The sequence below is a fragment of the Flavobacterium sp. C4GT6 genome (assembly GCF_036347315.1).
In the GTDB taxonomy this organism is placed as follows: domain Bacteria; phylum Bacteroidota; class Bacteroidia; order Flavobacteriales; family Flavobacteriaceae; genus Flavobacterium.
In genome coordinates this window covers 464,171-489,342 of the sequence record NZ_JAZGZU010000001.1, presented here as the reverse complement: position 1 = coordinate 489,342, position 25,172 = coordinate 464,171, and the positions used below count along the sequence as shown (strand labels likewise).

The 25,172-nt window shown below is 36.4% G+C and carries 17 protein-coding genes and 1 pseudogene; 3 read left to right on the top strand and 15 right to left on the bottom strand.

Annotation, left to right across the window (positions count from 1 at the left end; translation table 11 throughout):
• Positions 1 to 51: 51 nt before the first annotated feature.
• The 3 genes from V3Z67_RS02235 to V3Z67_RS02225 form a co-directional block, all read right to left on the bottom strand.
• Positions 52 to 6,216 carry a fibronectin type III domain-containing protein gene (locus tag V3Z67_RS02235; RefSeq protein WP_330441785.1) on the bottom strand — a complete coding sequence of 2,055 codons (6,165 nt, stop codon included), beginning with the start codon at positions 6,214 to 6,216 and terminating at the stop codon, positions 52 to 54.
• A 506-nt stretch (positions 6,217 to 6,722) separates the two neighbouring features.
• Positions 6,723 to 8,300, bottom strand: a complete 1,578-nt coding sequence (locus V3Z67_RS02230; RefSeq protein ID WP_330441784.1) for a T9SS type A sorting domain-containing protein — start codon at positions 8,298 to 8,300, stop codon at positions 6,723 to 6,725.
• Between the two features lie 165 nt (positions 8,301 to 8,465).
• On the bottom strand, positions 8,466 to 9,002 hold the full coding sequence (locus V3Z67_RS02225) for a hypothetical protein (protein ID WP_330441783.1): 537 nt from the start codon (positions 9,000 to 9,002) through the stop codon (positions 8,466 to 8,468).
• 166 nt (positions 9,003 to 9,168) lie between these two features.
• Here V3Z67_RS02225 and ychF point away from each other — a divergent pair, with 166 nt between their 5' ends.
• Entirely contained in the window at positions 9,169 to 10,263 is a 1,095-nt protein-coding gene (ychF, locus tag V3Z67_RS02220) for a redox-regulated ATPase YchF (RefSeq protein ID WP_330441782.1), read from the top strand.
• 68 nt (positions 10,264 to 10,331) lie between these two features.
• Here ychF and V3Z67_RS02215 read toward each other — a convergent pair.
• The 6 genes and pseudogenes from V3Z67_RS02215 to V3Z67_RS02190 all read right to left on the bottom strand — a co-directional run bounded on the left by V3Z67_RS02215 (position 10,332) and on the right by V3Z67_RS02190 (position 17,174).
• Positions 10,332 to 11,587: pseudogene (locus V3Z67_RS02215) on the bottom strand (IS3 family transposase).
• A gap of 78 nt (positions 11,588 to 11,665) precedes the next feature.
• On the bottom strand, positions 11,666 to 13,657 hold the full coding sequence (locus V3Z67_RS02210; protein WP_330441781.1) for a protein-disulfide reductase DsbD family protein: 1,992 nt from the start codon (positions 13,655 to 13,657) through the stop codon (positions 11,666 to 11,668).
• Between the two features lie 4 nt (positions 13,658 to 13,661).
• Positions 13,662 to 14,972: a tRNA lysidine(34) synthetase TilS gene (gene tilS / locus V3Z67_RS02205; protein WP_330441780.1), complete on the bottom strand. Its 1,311-nt coding sequence runs from the start codon at positions 14,970 to 14,972 to the stop codon at positions 13,662 to 13,664.
• Between the two features lie 18 nt (positions 14,973 to 14,990).
• Entirely contained in the window at positions 14,991 to 15,341 is a 351-nt protein-coding gene (locus tag V3Z67_RS02200) for a four helix bundle protein (protein WP_330441779.1), read from the bottom strand.
• A 49-nt stretch (positions 15,342 to 15,390) separates the two neighbouring features.
• On the bottom strand, positions 15,391 to 16,677 hold the full coding sequence (locus V3Z67_RS02195) for an anthranilate synthase component I family protein (protein ID WP_330441778.1): 1,287 nt from the start codon (positions 16,675 to 16,677) through the stop codon (positions 15,391 to 15,393).
• Entirely contained in the window at positions 16,677 to 17,174 is a 498-nt protein-coding gene (locus tag V3Z67_RS02190) for a metallophosphoesterase family protein (RefSeq protein ID WP_330441777.1), read from the bottom strand. Before V3Z67_RS02190 ends, V3Z67_RS02195 begins: the two co-directional genes overlap by 1 nt.
• A gap of 139 nt (positions 17,175 to 17,313) precedes the next feature.
• On the opposite strand from V3Z67_RS02190, the gene V3Z67_RS02185 reads away from it, so the two are divergent.
• Positions 17,314 to 17,550, top strand: a complete 237-nt coding sequence (locus V3Z67_RS02185) for a hypothetical protein (protein ID WP_330441776.1) — start codon at positions 17,314 to 17,316, stop codon at positions 17,548 to 17,550.
• Here V3Z67_RS02185 and ypfJ read toward each other — a convergent pair.
• The 4 genes from ypfJ to panB all read right to left on the bottom strand — a co-directional run bounded on the left by ypfJ (position 17,547) and on the right by panB (position 21,602).
• Complete coding sequence (ypfJ, locus tag V3Z67_RS02180) at positions 17,547 to 18,407, bottom strand: KPN_02809 family neutral zinc metallopeptidase (protein ID WP_330441775.1); 861 nt, start codon at positions 18,405 to 18,407, stop codon at positions 17,547 to 17,549. The genes V3Z67_RS02185 and ypfJ overlap by 4 nt on opposite strands.
• A gap of 130 nt (positions 18,408 to 18,537) precedes the next feature.
• Positions 18,538 to 19,875: a hypothetical protein gene (locus tag V3Z67_RS02175; protein WP_330441774.1), complete on the bottom strand. Its 1,338-nt coding sequence runs from the start codon at positions 19,873 to 19,875 to the stop codon at positions 18,538 to 18,540.
• A gap of 132 nt (positions 19,876 to 20,007) precedes the next feature.
• A complete protein-coding gene (locus V3Z67_RS02170; RefSeq protein WP_330441773.1) occupies positions 20,008 to 20,697 on the bottom strand; it encodes an RluA family pseudouridine synthase in 690 nt (229 codons plus the stop codon).
• 86 nt (positions 20,698 to 20,783) lie between these two features.
• Entirely contained in the window at positions 20,784 to 21,602 is an 819-nt protein-coding gene (gene panB / locus V3Z67_RS02165) for a 3-methyl-2-oxobutanoate hydroxymethyltransferase (protein WP_330441772.1), read from the bottom strand.
• A 125-nt stretch (positions 21,603 to 21,727) separates the two neighbouring features.
• On the opposite strand from panB, the gene V3Z67_RS02160 reads away from it, so the two are divergent.
• Entirely contained in the window at positions 21,728 to 22,165 is a 438-nt protein-coding gene (locus V3Z67_RS02160; protein WP_330441771.1) for a nuclear transport factor 2 family protein, read from the top strand.
• A gap of 50 nt (positions 22,166 to 22,215) precedes the next feature.
• Here V3Z67_RS02160 and V3Z67_RS02155 read toward each other — a convergent pair whose 3' ends face one another.
• On the bottom strand, positions 22,216 to 23,640 hold the full coding sequence (locus V3Z67_RS02155) for an L-serine ammonia-lyase (protein WP_330441770.1): 1,425 nt from the start codon (positions 23,638 to 23,640) through the stop codon (positions 22,216 to 22,218).
• Positions 23,641 to 23,795: 155 nt separating this feature from the next.
• A complete protein-coding gene (locus V3Z67_RS02150) occupies positions 23,796 to 25,040 on the bottom strand; it encodes a hypothetical protein (RefSeq protein ID WP_330441769.1) in 1,245 nt (414 codons plus the stop codon).
• Between the last annotated feature and the right edge of the window lie 132 nt (positions 25,041 to 25,172).

The window sequence follows — 25,172 nt, the reverse complement described above, 5'->3', positions numbered from 1 at the left end:
CGGGGAACCCTGAAAAAGGGTTCCGCAGCCTGATTGCCTTAAAATTTATTCTTAGTTCTCTTCTCTGTTAATGTAAACCCATCCGGTTTTACTATCTCCATTACCTAATTCGATAGAGTAATAGTAGGTACCTGTTGGAAGTTCATTACCTTTTTTGTCCTGACCATACCATTCTTTGTTGTAAGATCCCTGACTAAACACTTCTTTACCATAACGGTTAAAGATGCTTATTTTGGTTACACCAAATCCGGTAAGGTCAAAGCTGTCATTCTTAGTATCACCGTTTGGTGAGATACCTTTAGGAATCATACAGGCAACATTATCAACAGTAAGTTCAAAAGATGAAGAACAGATATCACCTCCAACCGGTGTTACAGTCACGGTATAAACACCAATCTCTGTAGCTGTAGCGGTTAAGCCGGTACCAATAGTAGCACCTCCGGCATTAGTCCAGTCAATATTAACAGTACCTTCTGTATAGTTTGCATCAAGAATTACTTCAAGCATATAAATTCCGCCTTCACAACCCTGGTTAACACTTATGATAGGAGTAGGAACAATATCTACAACGAAACTTGTTTCATCTGTACAATCAGTATTAGGTATTTGAGCGAAGATATAAATAGTTTGACTGGCAGATATTTCACTTCCGGCAGCAAGCATATCACCTGTTCCGCCAGGACCTGTATAATAATTATTATTTTCGCTTAGTGCAGGAAGTACAAAAGAATCACATTCTGCAACATCTACCATTATATCTGCAACCGGCATAGGGTATATGGTAACAGTAACAGCTTCGGTAGCAGAACAACCACTATTATCTACAAGCACTTCATAAACTCCTGATTGAGTAGCTACGATACTTGGAGTAGTATCAGCAAGAGGTCCTCCGTTAAATGTCCATGTGTAGGTTACATCATCTGTATTAAAGTTAATAGGAGTTACTGTAAGTGTTACAGTTTCGCCTTCACATGCTTCAAGATCATCATCAATTGTAAATTCAGGTGGAATATTTGTAATAATCAGATCAAAGGAGAATACATAGTAACATTCACTACCGTTTTCCTGAATTCTTACATAAATAGTCTGATTAGTATCAGTTTCATACATTTCAGGAAGGTTGTCGTCACCTCCAAGGTTCGCAGCTTCTTCTGAGGTATAGAATGTTACAGTAAAGTTTTCTGGATTTGTAAGTCCTGCAATTATATCTGCAACACCATCCATTAAATTAAATGTAGCTGGTCCGTCTGTAGAACAAACTGTTAAATCAGTAGTTTCACCATTAAGGATTTCTTCCGCTAAACGAAGAGTAAAACTAGTTTCTCTAACAAACTCTTCACCGTTACAAGTGGTATAGGTAGCACGTGCAGTCATTACAATTGGCTCTTCATTTACACACACAGTAACTTCGGTATCATTACTTAAGAAAGCAGTATCCTGTAACCACTCGAAAACTACGTTTGAATCGCCGTTAGGGGTAAATCTCCAGGCTTCTTCAGTAGCTGTCCATGCACCTGTATTTCTACCATCCGGTACAAATGCTTCGGTACCATCTGCATTTTGAAGCCCAAGTACACCAGCACCATTTTGCCATGATGTACACGGTACCCTGTTACCAACATAAATTTCAATTATATTAGAAATTTCGTAAAGTACAATTTGAGTTGTTTGTGCACCAATATCAGGGTTATTGTTACAAGCGCCACTAAACTGAGCTACTTCAGAGAAGTTAACTACAAGTGCACGACAAGGGTAAGTACCTAATACCTGATAGTTAATATCAGGGTTAGCCACATCATTATCCTGGTTAGGATCGATATCCTGATACACACCGTATATAGCGTTAAGGATAGGGAATCCTGCATTTGGTATTGTTTGGTTAAATGACCATGGACAATATCCTTCAGCATCACTTGTATCAAAAGAAACAACACCGTTAGAACCAACGATTACTTCAGAATAAGTTTCTCCAAAGAAACAGAAATCAAACGGAAGATCTACTACAGGAGACCATACGTCATCTGTACCAACCGATACCGGAGTACCTCCCGTGAAAGGGAATGGCGGAGCATATTCGATAGATTCTATTTCATAAGATGAAGTTTGTCCGGTTTGCAGATAGTTTGCTGAAAGAGCTAAACATTCATCGTCACCAGAACAAACTATAATTTCACCGTCTGGTATTATTATATCTAAATTAGGGTCGTATGCTTCAACATTAGCACATCCAGGCGGGTTGAATATTGAGAATACCGCCGGTCCAGACCATAAGCTTAAATCATCCTCATCACAAATAGCTCTTACATAGTATTCATAGAAAACACCTTCTTCAATATCAGTAATATAGTTAGGGTCATCAGTAACGATTACAGATGTAGTTGGCTCATCGCCAGGATTACCTGTCCCCATTTCCTGAATTACAACTTCCCATTGTGTTTCATCTCCTACAGGAGTCCATGAAAGGTTAATGAACGGAGTTCCCTGCATACCTTCAGCTATAAGATCTATAGGTTGAGGACATGTAAGTATTTGTACAAGGACATTATCTACAGCAGCAGGAGGGTTAGAACCTGCACTACCGTCATTTCTCCATTCGAAAATTACCCTAAGGGTTTGTCCTGCATATACAGAAGCATCAAATATATAAGTTTGGTTTGTCCATTCACTACTTTGATTAAAGTTACCACCAAACTGTTGTCCGGTACCATTAGGTATTAAAGTACCAGGAGTAGGGGTGTAGGTTACAGGAACAATCCATGCTTTAAGATAATCACAGCAGCTTTCTCCAAGAGCCATCCAGTCGAAAGAGAAAATTGCACCACCAACAACATCAGCAGGTATTGCGATGTCTCTGTAAGCGTGAACTATAGATGTAGAGTTGTTTGTATAAGTATGAGACACACCACTATCGTTGGAGATATATAACGAGTTATCAGGACTATTGCTTACAGCACTACCTACAACCCATTGGTTAACGGCAGTACCGTTACTTAAAGTCCATTCTACAGTACCACTTTCAAAGTCTTCATCAAAAGTTACATCTGCAGGTATTTGTGTTGTATTAAATACAGCAGGGCCTACCCAGAAACTATAATCATCTGTACCACAATTACTTCTTACCCATACATAGTATGTAGTTGAAGGAGTAAGGCCTTCAAGATCAGCATTTGTAGGATCTACGTTACCTGTTGGTGTAGCATCTGGAGCAGGGCTCGCATTAGAAGTTGAAAGATAGTAATCATAGCTATCAGGAGCTGTTGCTGGAGCATCCCATGCTATATCAGCAGAGTTTTCTGTAATGTTAGAAACCACTAAGTTATCCGGTGCCGGACAAGTAATAACAGCAATGTTAACGTTATCTACAGCAGCAGGAGGGTTTGTACCTACACTACCGTCATTTCTCCATTCAAACACAACTCTTACAATTTGGTTTGTATAACCGGTAGCATCTATAACATAGTTTTCTGTTGTCCAGTCACCATTCATGTTAAGGTTACCTGTAATATTTACACCATTACTGTTAGCCGCTGTTGTTTGAGTTCCTGCAGTAGGAGTATATGTTATAGGAGTAATCCATACTCTTAAATAATCACAACATGATTCACCTATTGCTTTCCAATCAAAAGAAACACTTATTTCATCTACTGCTGTTGCAGGCATTTGAATATCTCTGTAAGCCTGTACTACAGATGTACTGTTGTTTGTAAAGGCATTAGAAACACCACCATCGTTAGTTATATATAATGACGTATCTGGTGTACTACTGGTAGCAGTACCTACAACCCATTGGTTAGTTTGTGTACCGTTTGTTAATGTCCAGTTTATTGCACCTTCAAAATCATCATAGAAATTCAAATCAGCAGGGATTTGTGGTGTACTGAATGCTAAGGGACCTACCCAGAAGCTAGTGTCACCAGCACCACAATTACTTCTTATCCAAAAATAATATCCGGTTGAATCATCAAGGGGATCAAGGGTTACGTTTGGATCTGTAACGTTTCCTGTTGGTGTAGTAGCATCATCAGGAGCTGTATTTGAAGTTGATAAGTAATAATCAAAAGTAGGTGTTACAGATGTTGGACCAGTCCATGATACAGTAGCCTGATCAATTTGTAAATCATCTAAAGTAAGAGCAGTAGGAGCAGGACATGTTATAACCGATAGGTTAACATTATCTACAGCAGCAGGAGGATTTGTACCTATACTACCGTCATTTCTCCATTCAAATATTAAGCGTACTACCTGTCCTGCATATGCAGAAGCATCTACCACATAGTTAGCAGTAATAAAGTTAGCGTTCATGTTTTGGTTTCCACCAAATTGTTGACCACCACTAGCTCCAGCTGTAACAAGTGTACCAGCTGTAGGAACAAAAGTAGCAGGAACCATCCATACTCTTAAGTAATCACAGCAGTTTTCACCAACTGCTTTCCAGTCATATGATAGCAATACCTGATCTACAGCTGCCGGCATTTGTATATCTCTATACGCATGTACTACAGATGTAGAGTTATTTGTAAAGGCATTTGAAACACCACCATCGTTTGTTATATAAAGAGATTGTGTTCCGCCATTACTTGTTGCGTTACCAATTGTCCATTGGTTAGTAGCAGTACCATTACTTAACGACCATCCTGAAACTGCTTCAAAATCATCAGAGAAGTCCATAGCAGCAGGTACCTGTGTAGTCATAAACACATATGGCCCAGACCATGCACTAAAAGTACCGTCACCACAATCGGCTCTTACATAATATTCGTAAGTAGTGGCTTCAGTAAAGGCAACTGCAGCTGTAGTAGCTGTAACATTATAGTCACTGTTATCAGTTATAGTAGTTCCTGCCCCTGTCGGTATACCTGCCCCGGCATTTTGTACTACAATTTCCCAAGATGTAGCCCCATTGGCATCCCATGAAAGATCTGCAGAATCATTATCAATGTTAGTAGCAGATAATGTTGTAGGCGGAGGACAGTTAACAACCTGTACAGTTAAAGTATATGGTGTAGACTGAGGGTTTGCCCATGTAGATATTACTATATAATAAGTAGTACCGGCAAGTACAGGTACTGTAGATAATGATATAGGAGTAGTAGCATTTCCTGTTGCTCCACCTATACATTCTACACCTATGTCGGCACAATCATCATAAACAAAAAGACCGGCAAAATTACCTAAGCCTGTTGCATCAATACTAATTGCTCCGTCTGCAGTAGCGGTATATGCATAAACTACATCGTCACCATTAAGGTATTGGTTTGTGGTACCACAACCTGACGCACCCGGTGAACCGCTATAGTCATCACCATAGTTAGATGTATCATCTGTAGTGGAGTATGGTAATGCAGTAATATCTATAGGAGCACCACATGTTTCTCCTAAAGAAGCAGTACTAAAGTTTAACGGGCCTGCCCATTCACTTGTATTACCCGGTCCGCAAACTGTTCTTACATAAAATTTATAGTCAGTACCTTCTAATAGCCCAGATGGCTGATATGGTAAAGCCTGATCATAAATAACTCCTGTTCCTGTTGGTGCAGCAGCAGATTCTACCACTTCAATTTCCCAAGTATCACTACCAGGGTCTGGAGTCCAGCTTAAATCGGCAGAATCAAGAGTAGGGTTAGTAGCTGTTAAAGCTGTAGGTGCTATACACTCTTCTACAACGCTAACGTTATCAACTAACCATCTGTCAGCAAAGTCACCTTCCATTACAAAAGCGATATATACGTCTTCACCAGCCAAACCTGTAAGGTCTACAATTTTTTCAGTATATTCCTGTTGTACCGGATTTAAAACTAATTCAGTCCATTCTATAATTTCAGTATAGGCTGTTAAGTTAGTAGGGTCAGCATCGGTCGAAACCATAATGCGATATAGACCTCCATCATCACCGTTTACTGATAAGCGTGAAAAGAAACGAAGTTGAGGGTTGTTTGGTAAAGTAAGTAAAGGTGTTATTAACCAATCCTGCGGAGTTTCTTCTGTATCTGGTACATTTTCCCGGTCAATAAAGGCAGCATAATCACCTGCGTAAGGGGGTAATATAGTATTACCTAATGTGCTTTGTTTCCAGGACTGAACAATACCTGAATCATTATCCTCTATAGTCCAACCTGCCGGTGGCCATGTTTCAAATCCTTCTGTACCGCCAGGTAACTGAGCATAATTGCTGAAGGAAATTAACATTAAGAGAATTAAAAATGTAATTTTTCTCATAGATTAATATTTAGTTTGTTAAAAGGGCTTTAAATTTATAAAAAATTAAGGTATGTTTTGTGTTAATTATCACATTAGATAATAAATTAAAATAAATACAACAAAAACGCCTTATAAAGTTATATTAACAGTTTTTGTGTTTTAAATAACAAAAACTGTTAAAATGTTTAAAATTTTATTTTATTTAGTGTAAAATGCAAATAATGAATATTTGATATTTATTTTACGTTTATATGCTGCTAATTTGTTGATTTTTTAAAACTTTCGGTTTACACAACATTCTTAGTATCAGTTTTTAATTATAAATTTAACAAAACACAATATTTAAATATTATAGCTTTTTTCTATTTTATTTTAATATAAACGTTATTTAGGTGTCTTAAAAGAAGGATATAAACCTATAAAAAATCTTAAAACAGCTTTTTGGTTATAACAATTGGAGTTTTTTTATAAAATAAACCCCTTTAGATTTATCAAGAAAACTAAACGGGGAGTTTATATAGAGATTAGTAGTTTAAGCTTTTTATGAATTTTACGGGTTTATATCCTTCAAGTTTTATAATGTAAGCTCCGCTATTGAGAGAATGGATAGAAACGCCTTTAATTGATGTAATAGATATTTTTTGTACTTCCTGTCCCAATGTATTATATATAGTTCCTTTAGTAGTGTTTTCTAAGTTTGTTATATATAGATAATCAGAGGATGGGTTAGGGTATAGGATTATTTCATTTAAATTATTGCTCATCACGCCCAGTTGAGATGCATTTAATTTAGCAAGAAAAGCCCTGTAAGTGCTACCATCTTGTGTAAAGTCGTCAAAATAATTTTTACCAATATACAGTCCTGTTAAATACATATTACCGTTGTCATCTGTTATAATATTGTCTATGCGGCTGTCTCCTTCGCCTGTAATGGTTTTTACGGTTAAAAGTTCTCCATCCGGTGAGTATTTTAATACAAGGGCATCACTTGCTATGCCTACAGGTTCTGTAAATGCTCCGTTACTCCAGTTTATAGCCCATTTGGTTTTACCGGTTATATAAATATTCCCCTGTGTATCTATAGTAAGGAAGTTTCGCTTCCCTAATACAACCTGACCTGTTGTTCCCGGTGCTTCACGAACCCACTGAAAAGCACCTTCGCTATTAAGTTTAGCTAGGTAAAAGTCACCAAATACTGGTCCTCCTTCTGTAGGGATGTCGTCAAACATAATACTCCCGAAAAGAAATGAACTTAAATATATATCATTTTGGCTGTATGCTGTTATTTGTGGTTCAACGCATGTAATGTCTTCAATATATTTTACCCATTGATAGTTTCCCTGCGAATTGTATTTCACCGCATATGTATTATAGGTAAGATTGTTTTCTACAGTTATTCCTGCAAAGACTGCATTAGGATCTGCACACGATCCTGCGGCATAAATGTTTCCTGTACTATCTATACTTAATGAGGTTATTCTCCTAACGTTTTCTTGTGTTATGGTAAGTAATTCATTTCCGTTTGAGTTAAGCTTTGTTATAAAGGAGTTTGCAAAGTTGTTATACCCTATATATATGTTATTATCTTTATCTGTTTCAATGCATCTGAATTCTGAGATAATATTCCATGTTTCTACATCTTGCATAACAGGTTCGTATGACCATAAAATTTCCCCCTGGCTATCTAATTTAATAAGTAATAATTTGATTTGAGAAGCTATTTCGTTTGAATAGGTAGTGTTATTTAATGTTATGTTATTTTGAAAACCTAGTGCAAGCAGTATATTTCCCTGACTATCGGTTTTCATATCAAAAATAGCCCCTGTACCTGTAAAGTTTTTACTAAATATAACTTCTCCTTCGCTGTTGTATTTGTTGTAAAATAAGTTGCCCATAATTTCAATCGACGTAGATGTGGCATTATCCATAAAACCGGCTGTGTATATATTGCCAGAGTTATCAATAATATTAGTGTAACCAACCATATCAGGATTAAGGCTTATGACAGAAGGAGGTGTTATGACCCAACTAAAGCTTTCATTTTGAGCGTGTATGTTACAGTAAATTAAAAAGGAGAATAATAAAGTAATTGTGGTTTTCATTGGTTTTTCTTTTCTTCAAAATTATTCATCATAACAAATTGAGGTCTGAAAAATGGATATATGTATCTTGTTAATTAGAATTTTAGCTGTTTTATTGAGAATTTGAAATATTAAAAAAAAAGTCCCAACTCAAGTTGGGACTTACATTTGTATATAATAAAATTGTTACTGGGTTATTCTTGAAAATCTTTCAGTTTTTACACTGTCGTCATCATTATTATAGCTCTCAATAATAAAGTTCCCGTTATTATCAAAATAGCCTAATGACACTTTATGGTCTTTGGTTTGGTATATATAAGTAGTTTTAGATGTTTTCCTTATTACGCCGAGTTCTTCGTTTTCGGGAGAGTATACTTTAAACCCGCTATTATCTCTTATAAGTATGTAGGTTTTACCTTTAAGCTCGTAACGAATGGTTTCTCCTAACTCCTGAGTAGCAATGCCATCGCCTGATATGGTTGTTTTTTCGGTAACCTTTACAGGAGTTTCTTTAATATCTTTATTAAGTGTATTACGCCCTGTTTGTTTTACCTCTACATTTTGTCTGGCTTCTGTGTGTTGTGTTTTTACCAGTTTTTTTGGTTCTCCTGTACCGTCATCTACCGTTACTGTAGTGGTCTTAGTTTCTTTAGTTACATTAGTATTTTGAGCGTAGACCGCGACCCCTAAAATAAGTACTAATATTGTGATTAATTTTTTCATAATGTCTTTGGTTTTAAGGTTATTACACCAAAGTTACTATCCTGATGTTAAATATATTTATATATAAACCTAAAGTATTGGTAAAAAACAATGTTTTTAAAACATTGGGCTACTGATTTTTTAATTTCAAAAACTTATATTTGCACCCTTAAAAAATCACTTAATAATGAAAGCAGGTATTGTAGGATTGCCAAACGTTGGTAAATCAACTCTTTTCAATTGTTTATCAAATGCTAAAGCACAAAGTGCTAACTTCCCGTTTTGTACCATTGAGCCTAACGTAGGTGTGGTTAACGTACCAGACCCAAGGCTTTCTAAGCTGGAAGAGCTTGTTAACCCGGAAAGGGTAATCCCTGCAACTGTAGAGATTGTTGATATTGCGGGGCTTGTAAAAGGTGCCAGTAAAGGTGAAGGTTTAGGAAACCAGTTTTTAGGAAACATTAGGGAGTGTAATGCTATTATACACGTACTAAGATGTTTTGATAACGATAACATTGTACACGTTGACGGTAACGTTAACCCTATTAGAGATAAAGAGACTATTGATATTGAGCTTCAGCTTAAAGATCTTGAAACAATAGAAAAACGTCTTGAAAAAGCTAAAAAAGCGGCTAAAACCGGTAATAAGGAGGCTCAGGCAGAAGTTGCTTTAATGGAAAGAATCAGAGAAGCGCTTTTACAGGGTAAATCGGCTAGAACGGTACAGCCACAAAATCAGGACGAGGAAGAGCTTATACAATTGTTCCAGCTTATTACTACCAAGCCTGTACTTTATGTTTGTAATGTTGATGAAGGTGCAGCAGCTACAGGTAATGAATATGTAGAGAAAGTTCGCGAACTGGTTAAAGACGAAAATGCAGAAGTTATGTTTCTTGCTGTAGGGACAGAGGCTGATATTACTGAGCTTGAGAGCTATGAGGAACGTCAGATGTTCCTTGAAGATCTTGGTTTAAAAGAGCCGGGAGCAAGTGCATTAATCCGTTCGGCTTATAAGTTATTAAGTCTTCAAACGTATTTTACAGCAGGTGTGAAAGAAGTTCGTGCCTGGACTATACAAATAGGGGATACCGCACCACAGGCTGCGGGTGTTATCCATACTGATTTTGAAAAAGGGTTTATCCGTGCAGAGGTAATAGGTTATGATGATTACGTAACTTACGGATCTGAGGCTAAAGTAAAAGAAGCCGGAAAACTAAGAGTGGAAGGTAAAGAATATATTGTTAAAGATGGTGATGTAATGCATTTTAGGTTTAACGTATAATTGCTTTAAAATATTGACTAGTCCTAAAATAGGTTGACTATTTTTGATTATACAAATTTGATAAAAGTTCAGACATATTCAATATGTATGAACTTTTTCTTTTTAAAGGATATTAACTTCATTCTGTCTTGTTGATGCATCTGATTTGGTGTAAGCATAGAGCAGCTTAGATGTGGTCTTAGTTGATTGTATATTTCTATACTTTGGCTGGCAAGCTCCTTTGCCTATAAAATATTTTCAAATTTAACGTATAGACCAAATTCATCTTTCAGTATTCCGTTAACCCTTTCAGCAATAGCATTTTCATAGGGGTTGCCCTTTTCATCCATACTGATATTTATACCATTATCTTTTAGGCAATCTATATAGAGTTTACTACAGTACTGAAGTCCTCTATCTGAATGATGTATTAGTTCAGATGATTTGTATTTTCGCTTACCTAAAGCCATTTTCAGAGCTTTAAGAGTAGAAGCGGTCTCCATATTATCACAGAGTTCATATCCCATTATCTTTTTAGAGTAAGCATCTGTAATGAGGTGTAAATAAATGTTACCATCCAGTGTGTCAATGTAAGTTATATCGGCCACCCATAACTGTTCCGGACGTTTAAGCTCAACACCCCTGATTAAATTTGGATATTTTCTTAGCCAGTGTTTTGAGTTGGTTGTAACTTTGTACTTTCGTTTTCGATTAATTAACAACCCTTCCTGTCTTAAAATAGAAAACAATTTATCTCTACCTACATGACTACTATCTTCTTCTTTTAACAGATGATATAGTTTTCGTGTACCAAGACGTGGCATCTGCCTGCGTATGAGTAATACAGATTCTTTTAGTTTTAACCTTTTTGAGTCTGATGCTTCCTTGTTGGATTGACACTTATAATAAGCCTGTTTAGTAAAACCAAACAACTCACAAAACATACTTATTTTTCTCGGGTAGGTTTTGGCAAGCTCGTTAATTGTTTGGTTGCGTCTTTTTTTAAGATACTGATACCTTCTTCTTTTTCAGTAACAGATATAAGCTTCTAATAGACTAAAACCTTTAATCTGGCATCTTCTAATTGCTTTTCCAGTTCTTTAATTCGTTGCTTTTGTGGATCTTTCATCGGACTGCCTATTGAAGAAAATTTAGGATAATGCAATTTACCATATTTACGGCACTATTCCAAAACTCTAGAATTTCCTTTAATACCTTACTTAGACTGGATTTGGTCTTTGTTTAAAATACCCCGCTCGTATTCTTTAACAACAGCTCGTTTAAATGATTCACTGTATCTTGTAATCGGGCTTCGCTGATTTTTAATTAAATCATCATTCTTCATAATGTTAACTTTTATTAGTCAACTTTTTTCAGGACGAGACATATAGAATAAAAATGCCCTCTTAATGAGGGCTTTTTATTATTTTTTGAAGTTTTCTATTCCTGATTGTAACCAGGTAAGGTATTCTTCAATATCCGGAGTATAAGCAACCGGTTCGTTTAAGTTTGTCTCGTCAAGGTTTATTAATACATAATATGGCCTTGCGTTACTTTGGTATCTTGAAATTTGGAAATCACTCCATTTTTGACCTACAGTTTCAATTTTTCGTCCTGTATTTTTAGATATGAACTGCTCGCTTGCAGGAAGATCTTTCTCCTCATCACAATAAAGCGAAATCAATACAACATCATTTTTAAGGATTGAAAGTACAGCAGGGTCAGACCAAACATGTTCTTCCATTTTACGGCAGTTTACACAGGCATGACCGGTAAAGTCAAGCATAATAGGTTTATTAACCTCTTTAGCGTAAGCTAATCCTTCTTCATAGTCTTCAAACGCTACAATACCGTGTGCTGCCAGTTTAGCTCCTTTAGGAAGCTCTTGTGTAACGGAACTACCACCTGAACCACCAACTCCAAACGGAGATTCACTGTAAGTTGATGGAGGAGGGAATCCACTAATTAGTTTTAGAGGCGCTCCCCATAACCCCGGTATGAGGTATATAGTGAATGATAATGATATTACAGCTAAAAGCATACGCCCTACAGACAGGTGACTTACAGGGCTATCATGCGGTAATGAGAACTTACCTAACAGGTATAGTGATAATGCTATAAATATAGCAATCCATATTGCGATGAATACTTCTCTTTCAAGGAAATGTAATTGTAATACAAGATCGGCGTTAGAAAGGAATTTAAACGCCAGTGCAAGTTCGATAAAACCGAAAACAACTTTTACTGAGTTTAACCATCCGCCAGATTTTGGCATGCTGCTCATCAAGTTAGGGAACAGGGCAAATAACATGAACGGAAGTGCTAAACCTAAACCAAATCCAAACATGGCTATTGTTAGTAACATTGCTCCACCTTCGGTAGAAAGTACACTACCTAAAATTAATCCAAGTGCAGGACCTGTACACGAGAAAGAAACAATGATAAGGGTAAGCGCCATGAAAAACACTCCCATTAGTCCGCCAAGGTTTGAAGCGTTGTCAGCTTTATTTGCCAGGCTGTTAGGCATTGTTATCTCAAAAGCACCAAAAAATGAAATTGCAAATACAGTAAATATTGCAAAGAAGAACAGATTTAGGTATACGTTTGTTGAGATATTGGCAAAAATATTTGGATCTAAACCTTCAAATAAATGGAATGGTACCGATATTAAAACGTAAATAACAATAATACATAGTCCGTAGAAAAGTGCATTGAACTTGCCCTTAACTTTACTGCTGTTTTGTTTTATAAAGAAACTAACAGTCATAGGTATCATAGGGAATACACATGGCGTAAAAGTAACGAATATACCAGCCAGTAGTGTACCTATAAATATGGTCCAAGGATCTTTTTTATCGCTGTCTTCTGTTTTTTTTTCTGTAGTTTTAACAGGCTCTGTTTTAGTATCTGTAGTGTTGTCTACAGTACCTACAACTTCTTCAAAGTTCATCACTTCCTGAGAAGTAAGGTCTTTTAAATTGAAAGCAAAAAGATTCTCTCCCTGAATACAAGACTCTTTACAAACCTGATAGTAAAGTCCAACCTGTACCAAGGTGTTATCAGGATTACTTACTTTTATGGTTTGCTTTAGTTCAGCTTTATTCGAGAAGAAAGTTTCTTCTACTTCAAAGATATCATTGTACTCTTTATGGGTTTCACTTTCTTGAGCTTTACCAACAGCTTCAAAGTTATTTTCAGCATTGTTGAATTCAACTTCTAGCGGAAGTCCGCCACCATCGGCAGAAAACTGTGAATACATGTGCCAGTTATCTTCAATAGTAGCATTGAAGATAAGAACATACTCGGTCTCTGATTTTTTTTCAATTTTTGAGGTCCATTTTACCGGCTCAATAATTTGTGCTTTACCCGCTATAAAAGAGAGTAATAAAAAGAATAATAAAGCAGTTTTTTTCATTGGTTTATAAAACTTCTATTTTTATAATTTGAGTTGTTTTATCGGTTACTTTAAATCGCTCGTCGGCACGTTTATCAATAATCCATACAATCTGATTACCGGAACAAAGCAGCCAGGTTTTCTCTTTTTCGCTTAAAGACATCTTCTCGTCCTTAAAGTATTTGGAAACCTTTTTCTTTTGTCCATTCATGCCGGCAGGGAAAAAATAGTCACCTTCCATCCATTTCCTTGCAAATAACGGGAATTTTAATGTATCAGCATCAACATAGATTGCGTTATTCGCATATTTTTTTAATGTTTTATTAACATTTGTTAATCTCATATCAAAGGGCTGTGATATTTCGGTAGTTCCTTTGGGTATTTCATAAACATTTGTAACATTTTTCTCAACAGGCTCCAATATGAGCTTTTCCCTGTCTTTTAAAAGTCGGTAACCGTTTGCCAGTACCCGTTTACCTGATTGTGCTTCGGTAAGGCTATAAATGTCCTCCCAAGCTGTAAAACCTAATGGGGTTAACCATTGGTATAAATAGGCTTTATAATTTGGCAGCCTTTTGAGTTGGTTAATGTCAATCAGTTTTTGATTGTCCTTTTCACTTACTACCTGTTTGTAAACCAATACAGCGGCATCATCGGCTAACGATTGTGATTGCTTTAGGTGATTTAATGTGTCCTGAAACGATTCAAGAAAAGAGGGATTTAGTGATTTTAAAATCGGTACCACATCATGCCTTAGCTTGTTCCTTAAATACTTATCGCTTGCATTGCTACTGTCTTCTCTCCATGTAATATTGTTGTTCTTTGCATATTGCTCAATTTCGTTTCTGCCGAAAGGAAGCAACGGACGTACAATTTTGTCGTTTTGCTGCGGAATACCCGTTAACCCATCAAGACCCGTGCCACGAGTTAGATTGATTAGAAAAGTTTCGATACTATCGTCAAGGTGATGTGCTGTAAGTAAATAATCAAAACTATTTTCCTCCATTAGTTCGTAAAACCAACTGTACCTAAGTCTGCGTGCAGCTATTTGAATAGATAGTTTCGATTCTTCAGCATATTTATTTGTATCAAAATGAGTTACAAATAATTCTATACTGTTTTTTTGTGTGTAATCTTTTATGAATTTCTCGTCGCCATCGCTTTCTTCACCCCTTAATCCGAAGTTGCAATGGGCCATAGCTATAGTATAGTCAAGCTGATTAAAAAGATTAACCAGTACCATACTGTCTATACCACCACTGGTAGCCAATAGCAATTTTTTACCAGCTAAGAAGGGTAGGTTTTCTTTTAAATGATGAAGAAGTTTTTCAGTCATAAGGCAAAAGGCATAAGGTTACCCTAATTTATTGATAAGCGAATTTAGCATTTTTTCTATTTCCAGAGAGAGTTCATTTATTTTGATTGCTTCTTCCTGACTTACAAACTTTAAACGAAAAGCAATTTCCAACTGAGTTTGGCTCTCAAATAAAGAACCTCGTGCTATTTGTAAAAACCTAATGTAGTCTTTAGTATATTTTCTACCATAACCTTCTGCAATATTGGATGGAACTGATATAACACTCCTCTTTAATTGTGAAGTTAACCCAAATTTTTCTTCATCAGGAAAAGAAGTTGTTAGTATGTAGGTTTGAGTAACTAACTCAACCGATTTTTGCCATACGATTAAATCTTTGTAGCTTTTCATAATTTATTTAAACTATTACCTTTTGCCTTATATCTTTAATGAGTATCAATTATTCTAACACGCTACGCATGGCTTTGGCTTTTAACAGACATTCGTCATATTCTTTTTCAGGTAATGCTTTTGATGTTATAGCACTACCAACAGAGAAAGATACATATTTGTTAGCTTCGTTATACAGTATACTTCTTATCACCACATTAAAGTCAAAATCTCCTGTAGGGGTAAAATAGCCTATAGCACCACTGTAAAGTCCGCGTTTTGTTTCTTCCAGTTTTTCAATAATCTGCATAGCCGATATTTTAGGAGCACCTGTCATACTTCCCATAGGAAATGAAGTTCTAATAACATCTACCGGAGCATATTCATCATCTAATTCTGAAACTACCGTAGAAATAAGGTGATGTACCTGTTTAAAGGTGTAAGCTCCGCATAGTTCTTCTACATTAACCGATCCTTTTTTTGCAGTACGGGATAAATCGTTACGTACCAGATCGACAATCATTATATTTTCAGAACGTTCCTTTTCATTTTTGGTAAGTTCCAGTTTAATAGCCTCATCTTCTTCTATACTGTTACTTCTTCTGGCAGTTCCTTTAATGGGCTGTGATATTATTTTATTTTCATCTTTCCTAATATACCTTTCCGGAGATGCCGAGAGCAGGTACTGTTTATGGTTTTTAAAGTAAGTAGCAAAAGGAGGTTCGGATATTGTGTTTAGTGCCTGATACTTTTCATACGGATTGATTATGGTATCTTCGGCGTAAAACTCCATACAAAAATTAGCTTCATAAATATCTCCCAAATGAATGTGTTTCAGCATTTGGGTAACTTTTTCTATGTAACCTTCTTTAGAAATACGTTGCTTAATGGCTAGAGGAGTATGTTCGTCTTCGTTTTCAACTGTAGTTGCAAGTATCTCATTAAAGTCGTCCTCCAGTTCATCGTCACACATATTGAGGTAAGCAATCTCTACCTGATTCTCCTTAATAAAGAACAGTTTTTTAGGCTGAAAGAAAAAAAGGTCGGGAAAATCCAAACCGTCATAATTATTAGATTCCAGCTTTTCGGTATCATTTTTTAAGTCATAAGACAAATAACCGAAAATCCAGTCGCGTGTTGTTTTTTGATAGGCGCTAAGGTCTTCAAAAGCTTTATAACTGTCGGTTTTTATTAATGTAAGTGCATCCGCAGCCAATACCGCATCAAACGATGAGTACTGCTGATGATAATCGTTACTGTCTAAAAACGTAATTTCCCTGTATTGTTGTACCCATTTTAAAAGCTGTTTCTTAAAAAGTTTAGGCTCCTGTAGGGTATATGTAACTGAAGTTCTCATTAAGCTCTTTTTCCTATTTCTATAACTTCCAGATTTTGAATATTATCTCCGTTTATCTCAAAGCGTAACATGGTGCGTATTTGGTGAAAACCATGTACTCCGGCAGCACCCGGATTCATATGTATGAGGTTAAGTTTATTATCGGGCATTACTTTTAGTATGTGTGAATGCCCACAGATAAACAGTTTAGGCGGATTTGTATTTATCTCTTCCCTTATCGCCTGATTGTACTTACCCGGATAACCGCCAATGTGCGTAATCCAAACATCTACACCTTCACAAAAAAAACGGTTATTAAGGGGAAATTCAAGTCGTGCTTCGGCACTGTCAATATTTCCGTAGACCCCTTTTAGAGGCTTTTCCTTTTTAATGGTATCGGTTACCGATAAATCTCCTATATCTCCGGCATGCCATACTTCATCTGCCTGCCTTACATATTTCATAATGGTATTATCTATATGGCTATGAGTATCCGAAAGGAGTAGTATTTTTTTCAAGGAGATATTCTTTACAATTTTAAACCGTCAAATTTACAAAGATTGTTTGTGTGTTCAAACTTTGTTTGGTGATAAGGTAACCTTTAAAAAATATTTTGTTTATACCAAAAGCTAAACTAAAAATTAGGAACTTTGTACTATGGTAAAAATACAACTACAGGAAGTATTCGGGAAACTGTCTCCCTATGTAAAAAACAGGGTAATGCCTGTAATAGATATATTACTGGAAAGGGCAGAGGATCTTGATTCTATGAACAGAGAAGATGATGTTGATTATTATGAAGGCGAACTGGAGTCTATCATGAAAGAAGTTAGGAAAATCAAATACATCGAGGATCAGTGGCAGATAATGAATGCCAAGCTGAAAAACAATTAGATTTCTAAATCATTAAAGGTAGTACCGGCATTAAATTGCCCGGTGTTTAATCCTTTTTTAAACCAATACACGCGTTGTGCCGATGTACCATGTGTAAAAGAGTCAGGTACTACATGTCCCTGTGCACGTTTTTGTATTGCATCGTCACCCACGGCGTGAGCAGCACTTAAAGCTTCTTCCACATCACCTTCTTCCAGCATCTGGTTCATTTCTTCATTATAATGTGCCCATAATCCGGCATAGAAATCGGCCTGTAACTCAAGGGCTATCGATAGTTTATTAGCATCTGCCTGATTAAGCTGTTGCTGCATTTGTCTTACTTTAGCCGATGTTCCCATAAGGGTTTGAACATGATGACCAACCTCATGAGCAATAACATAAGCGATGGCAAAATCGCCTCCCTGCGCTCCAAAACGTGATTGCAGTTCGTCAAAGAAAGAAAGGTCCATATATACCTTTTTATCCAAGGGACAGTAAAAAGGTCCTGATGCCGATGAAGCACCACCGCATGCAGTCTCAACCGAATTGCGGAAAAGTACCAGTTTTGGCTCTTCATATACCAATCCGTTTTCCTCAAATATTTTATGCCATACATCTTCAGTATCAGCAAGGATAACCTTAACCATGCGTCCCATCTCTTCGTCCTGAGCGCTAAGAGGTACAGTTTGCTCTGTAGTTGTTTGCTGTTGTAACTGATTGTTTATTTCGTTTAATACAGCCGAATTATCACCTCCCATGAAAAGGTTGATAAGTATTATAACAATGGCTATAACACCACCACCTGCTGCGATCTTTCCGCCAGACATACTCCTTCTGTCATCAACGTTGTCGCTTTCTCTTCTTCCTTTCCATTTCATAAGGCTATAATTTTGGGTTTTTGGTAAAGTGAAATTAGTAAAATTAGCAGAACATAAGTGTTATTTTATGATTATTTAATACAAAAGCCACCATTAAGGTGGCTTTTGTTAATTGTATGATTTTATGTTTTTAAAGTCCGAATCTAAAGCCCATATAAGCATCTGCCTGAGTGGTGTTACCTATAGCTGCCGATAGTATTGAACCTGAGCCTATAAAGAAACCGCCAATCCTGAAACCAACACCCGCCGTGAACCCTGAAATCTCATTATGTGAGAATGGGGCATAGGCTTCAAAAAAAGTTGTTGAATAGCGCGGTGTAACCGTAAATACATTTTGCGAACCTACACGATTGTTGTTACTGGCATCACTTAGGTTTTGCTGTAAAAAGCCTGTAACATACCATTTATCGTATACTTTAACATCAGCATATAAAGAAAACATGGTAGGCTGTTTAATTTTGAAATCTTTTTCAGATTCGGTTAACGTAGCATAACCACTATTAACTAATATGGCTTCAACATCATCAATGTTATCTACATCTTCAAATTGCCTTAAATCAAGATATTGCCCATTAGGAATATCTACAACATAGCTTTTATTTACATTATTATCATCCTTAAAGGTCATAGAGCCTATATTTTTTACAGATGCTCCGGCATTAATTTTATAGCCTCCGTTTTCATCTTTCAATTGATAGTTAACACCTAAATCAGCAGCAAAACCATTAAGTCCTCCGGCAAAAAACTCACTGAAGTTGCTGCTGTCGGTAAAACTGTCACCCAAAGATCCTGAGTAGGCAAGATTTACATTGGTGTGAGTATCGGTAAGGCCAACAAGCGGGCCTGCATTTTCAATTGTACCTGTAAATCTATCTGCCGACATATTAGCGTATGTACCAGGGAATATTAATTTTAGGGTAGCACCTGCAGCTATTTTGTGTGTTTCGTTTTCAAATACTTCTCTCGCTGCCGAAAATCCTATTTCTCCCCAGGCAGTTGCAGAGGCTCTTTGGTTATAATCAGTTACTATATTTGCCTGTCCAATAAGTAAATCGTCACTGGCATTAACTATGGCATTACCCAAATTTGTATCTATATCAACCAGATTGGTTTTTATTTTTGCAGCAGTTTGTATACCAAATGCCCATTTGTTATACTTCATTGCAAATGATGGTCCAAGTATTTCTACATCGGCTCTTAGGTTTACCGCTTCATCTCCTTCAAAAATAAGGTCGCCTAAATCGTCGCCTCCAACCAGGTCGCCAAAGGTAATTTTATTGTTGGAAACATTGGCACTTAAGGTAAATACATTCACCTCCATTTCATTTTTAAGGTTTACGAGTTCGGAAGGGTTAACCGAAGCATTGAGTATTCCTGTTCGCCGTGATGTGTTGATACCCGAAAAATGCTCTTGGGCATAAGTGTTTGCACACAAGAGTGTTACGATAAATAGTAGGTTTTTTTTCATAAGATTGATTGTTTTTTGGTTCTTCTAAGTTAATAAAAGACTATGTATTACGGTAAATTTTAATAGAATTTTACCGTAAAACTCCAACCATAACAATCAAAAAAAATACCCAAAACCGGGTATTTTTAATTTTTATACTGACTGCCAAATCGTATCGTTTGGCACAGGTGCTGTAATTACTAAATGTTCTTTTGTAACGGGGTGTACAAATTCCAGTTTCCTTGCATGTAGGTGTATACCTCCGTCAGGATTACTTCTGTCAAAGCCATATTTTAAATCTCCTTTTATTGGCGAACCTATTGCAGAGAGCTGTGACCTGATTTGATGATGGCGCCCTGTGTGAAGGTTAACTTCAAGTACATAATAGTTATTAAGAGCTTTGATTATAGTGTAATCCAAGCTTGCTTTTTTACTGTTAGGTACTTCCTTAGTATGAGCACGCGACGTGTTACTTTTTTCATTACGTTTTAGGTAATGGACTAAAGTATCGGTTTCCTTTTCAGGCTTATTTTTAACTACAGCCCAATATGTTTTTTGGGTTTCACGATTTTTAAATAAATCGTTGAGCCTTGGTAAAGCTTTAGAGGTACGTGCAAAAAGTACAATTCCGGTAGTAGGCCTGTCCAGCCTGTGTACCACACCAAGGTACACGTTACCCGCTTTATTGTACTTTTCCTTTAAATACTCCTTAACTACATCACTTAAAGGTTTGTCTCCGGTTTTATCACCCTGAACAATATCACCAACACGCTTATTGACAACTATTATATGGTTGTCTTCATAAAGGATATCTAAATTATCTTTTGTAGATATAACTTTCATTATAAGGATTTTTAGATTGTTGGATTTTTAGAATATCCGACTGCATTTAGAGTAATGCGAATAATCTAAATATCGAATAATCTAAATTAGTATTGCTCGTTTTCGTTAGGGAAGTCCTGTGATTTTACATCGCTAACATATTGTGAAATAGCATTGGTCATACCTTCGTGCAGATCCATGTATCTCCTTAAAAAACGCGGACTGAATTCATTGTTCATTCCCAGCATATCGTGTATTACAAGTACCTGTCCGTCTACATCACCACCGGCACCAATACCAATTACCGGAATAGAAATACTTTCAGCTACCTTTTTGGCAAGCTGAGCAGGGATTTTTTCAAGTACTAATGCAAAACAACCCAGTTTTTCCAATAGCTTGGCATCGTCAATAAGTTTTTGGGCTTCGGCATCTTCCTTTGCACGAACGGTATAAGTACCAAACTTATAAATAGATTGTGGTGTTAATCCAAGGTGCCCCATAATTGGAATACCGGCATTAAGTATCTTTTTGATAGAATCTTTTATCTCGCTACCACCTTCAAGCTTAACAGCGTGAGCACCGCTTTCTTTCATAATCCTTATGGCAGAACGTAAGGCCTCTTTTGAGTCTGACTGGTAACTACCAAAAGGAAGGTCTACCACTACAAGTGCTCTTTTAACACCTCTTACTACCGACGATGCATGATAAATCATTTGATCCAGTGTGATAGGAAGAGTGGTTTCGTGACCTGCCATAACGTTAGATGCTGAATCACCCACAAGTATAACATCAATACCGGCACCATCGGTAATGGTTGCCATAGTATAATCGTAACCTGTTAGCATGGAGATTTTCTCTCCGTTTGCTTTCATTTCTATAAGTGACCTTGTGGTTATTCTTTTATAATCTTTTTTTGCTGTAGACATAATCTGAATTTTTAGGACGGTAAATTTACTAAATTGTGGTAACACTGAGTAAGATATACTGCTTTTATTGAACAGTTGTTTAATAATAAAACAATATATTTACTACTACGTAAATAGTATTAATCATGAGAAAATTGGTTTTATTGGCTTTACTTCTGAGTATGCAGGGGGTATTTGCACAAAATAAGGAGATACAGCAGTCTATAGATACCTTTTTTGAGGGGTTGCATAATAAAGATGTTGAAAAAATACAGTCGGTTTGTGATTCAGGGCTTATGCTTCAGTCTATTAGCCGAAATGAAAAAGGGGAGGTGAAGCTTACTACAGATCAAGCTCCTAAATTTTTTGCAGCTATTGCAGCCGTGCCAAAAGAATTAGAGATACAGGAAAAACTGTTGGAATATAAAATTCAGTTTGACGGAGCTATGGCTCATGTTTGGACACCTTATGAATTTTATGTTGACGGAAAGTTGAGCCATAAAGGAGTAAATTCTTTTCAGCTATATAATGATAAAGGGATATGGAAAATTGTATACATAATTGATACCCGTGAAAAAGCATAAAAAAAGCCCTGTATAATTACTACAGGGCTTTTTTTATGCTATGATAAGGATTAACAGTCGGCATTGTTAACGGTAACTGCAAGTCCGCCTTCCGATGTTTCTTTGTATTTATTATTCATGTCCTGTGCTGTTTGCCACATGGTGTTTACCACTTTGTCTAATGGTACTTTAGCATTTTTAGGATCGGTTTCTAATGCCAGTTCGGCAGCATTAATGGCTTTAATAGCTCCCATAGTATTGCGCTCAATACAAGGTATTTGTACCAGTCCGCCAATAGGGTCACAGGTCATACCAAGGTGGTGTTCCATTGCGATTTCGGCAGCAATAAGGCATTGTTCCGGAGAACCGCCCATAACCTCACATAAAGCAGCAGCAGCCATTGCTGATGATACACCGATTTCTGCTTGGCAACCACCCATTGCAGCAGATATAGTGGCACCTTTCTTAAAGATACTGCCTACTTCACCTGCTACTATAAGGAATTGTTTTATATGTTCTTCGTTTGCATCGTGGTTTTCAATAACCATATAGTACATAAGTACTGCAGGTATAACTCCTGCACTACCGTTTGTAGGGGCTGTTACCACACGACCTAATGAAGCATTAACCTCATTTACAGCTAAGGCAAAACAGCTAACCCATTTTAATATCTGACGGAATTTTACTTCTGTTTTTCGGATAACCTCTAACCATTCCTGCGGACTGTTATATGGTAGTTCGCCAATAAGGTTTTTGTGCATATCAAACGCCCTGCGCCTTACATTTAAACCACCCGGTAATATTCCTTCGGTATGGCAGCCTGTGTACATACACTCCAGCATGGTATTCCAAACACGCATCAGTTCGCTGTGAATTTCTTCTTCACTGCGAATTGATTTTTCGTTCTCATATACAATTTCAGAAATGCTTTTGTTTTCTGTTTGAGTATATCTCAATAAATCAGCCGCATTATCAGTAGGGAAAGGAAAAGCACATTTAATAACCGCATTTTCTTTCGCGTTTATTCTTTCTTCCTTAACGACAAATCCGCCACCAATAGAGTAGAAGGTAGACTCATATTCACCACCATCATAATAAGCAGTGAAAACAAAACCGTTAGCATGGAAAGGAAGGAAATCCCTGTTGAAAACAATATCGTTTTCAGGGTTAAACGGTATAACATTCAGTCCGCCTAATATAAGTTGTTTTTGAAAGTTAATATCGTCAATAGTAGTTTGTATACTCTCTACAGGAACATATTCAGGATCGGCGCCGCTAAGACCAAGCATCACGGCAAGATCTGTTGCGTGTCCTTTTCCGGTAAGGGAAAGTGAACCATACAGGTCTACCTTAACGCGGTTTGTTTTTTCAAAAATGCCCTCTTCACGCAATTCTTCAAGAAAGCGCTCTGCACCGCGCCACGGACCCAAAGTATGTGAACTTGAAGGACCCACGCCGATTTTAAGCATATCGAAAACTGAAATACATTCATTCATAGTAATACAAAAATATAATTATTGCGACTTATACAAAAGCGCCCAAAGGTAATTAAATTGATGATACTATAACGATGTAGATGAAAATTTGTTGATATGATAAAATGCTTATAACAAACAATAGTAAAATTGTTAGTTTTGGAATTTTATTAGACTTAATTAGCACTAACAATCATTATTTTTAATGGTGAAAGGTTGAGGGGATACCTAAAAAGAGAATGATATACTTCAATCTCAATAATTGAGTTTTCCGGAAGGGTTGAGAGTTGCTCAAAAGCAATATCTGTTATTATATCGTTGTTTAGATCTATATTATTACCATCGGGTAGCTTAATATTACACGCCAAAACCTGGTATTGAGTTAAAGAGCTTTGCTCATCATTTTCCGTTATATCTATAACGGCATCTTTTAACTCCTGTAATGTAATTTTTAGAATGCAGTTGCTACAGCCTTTTCCGTTTACAGTAATTTTTTTAGGTGTTATATCTCTGTCTTTTATATATAGTAGTTGTTTTGTATGGATTATAGAGTCATTTTGATTTACTATTTCAAACTCCAAATAGGTTCTGTCCTTTTTTATTTTACGGGTATCTATTACATAAATGCTGTCGGGTAGCATTTTTAGTCCTTTTCCTTTTACCTTAAACGATTTTGCATTGGGTACTGATATCTCTAAACTATCTTTAATACCTCTGTAAACTATAGTATTACCATATTTAGTTGAAACTTCAGGGATTGGAATGTTATAGTCTGCTTCTTCAATTATTTTTATAGGATCAACAGAACGGAGACAGTAATTGTTAGGATTATATTGCCTTACATGATGAATAAATAATTCAGTACCCGGCCTAATATTTTTAAGAGCTGAATATGCTTTAGAGGTCATTGAATTACCTTCAATCCATATGTCTTCATATCCTTCTGTTTTAATTACAAACGACATTACTTTACTGTAGTTTTTATCCCATGTGAAAAACATATAATCTATAACAATATTGATATTTAGTTTTTTTAATTGAGATAAGGTCATTTCATAGGTTTCTTTATTATAACTACTTAATATATTCGCTCGTGGACGAGGGATATCCCTTACTTCAAACTCTTTGAATTCATTAATTATACTGTCGTTTTCAAAGGTAGCCTCAATGTTTATTTTAACTATTTTTCCCTGTACACCATTAACATTTAAATAATAATTCCCCAAAGAGTCTTTTTTAGTTAATCCTGCAAGGGCAGTAACCTTGTACGATTTGGCTCCCGGTACAGCGATCTTAATAGGGTTTTGTATACCCCTGTAAACAATGTTAGCTTTTTCAACTGAAATGACAGAGATATTATTATCCTGAGCTACTAGTAACTGGGTGATAAAAAGGGCTAAAAAGAAAAATGTTTGTTTCATAACGGCATGGTTTGAAACAAACATAATAAAAATTAATTTTCAAAATTCTTATACGATAGCTTTTGAAGGCTTATATCTTTTCAAAACCTAAACTTTTTAGTGTTACTCCAAATTTACAGAAATAAAAAACCT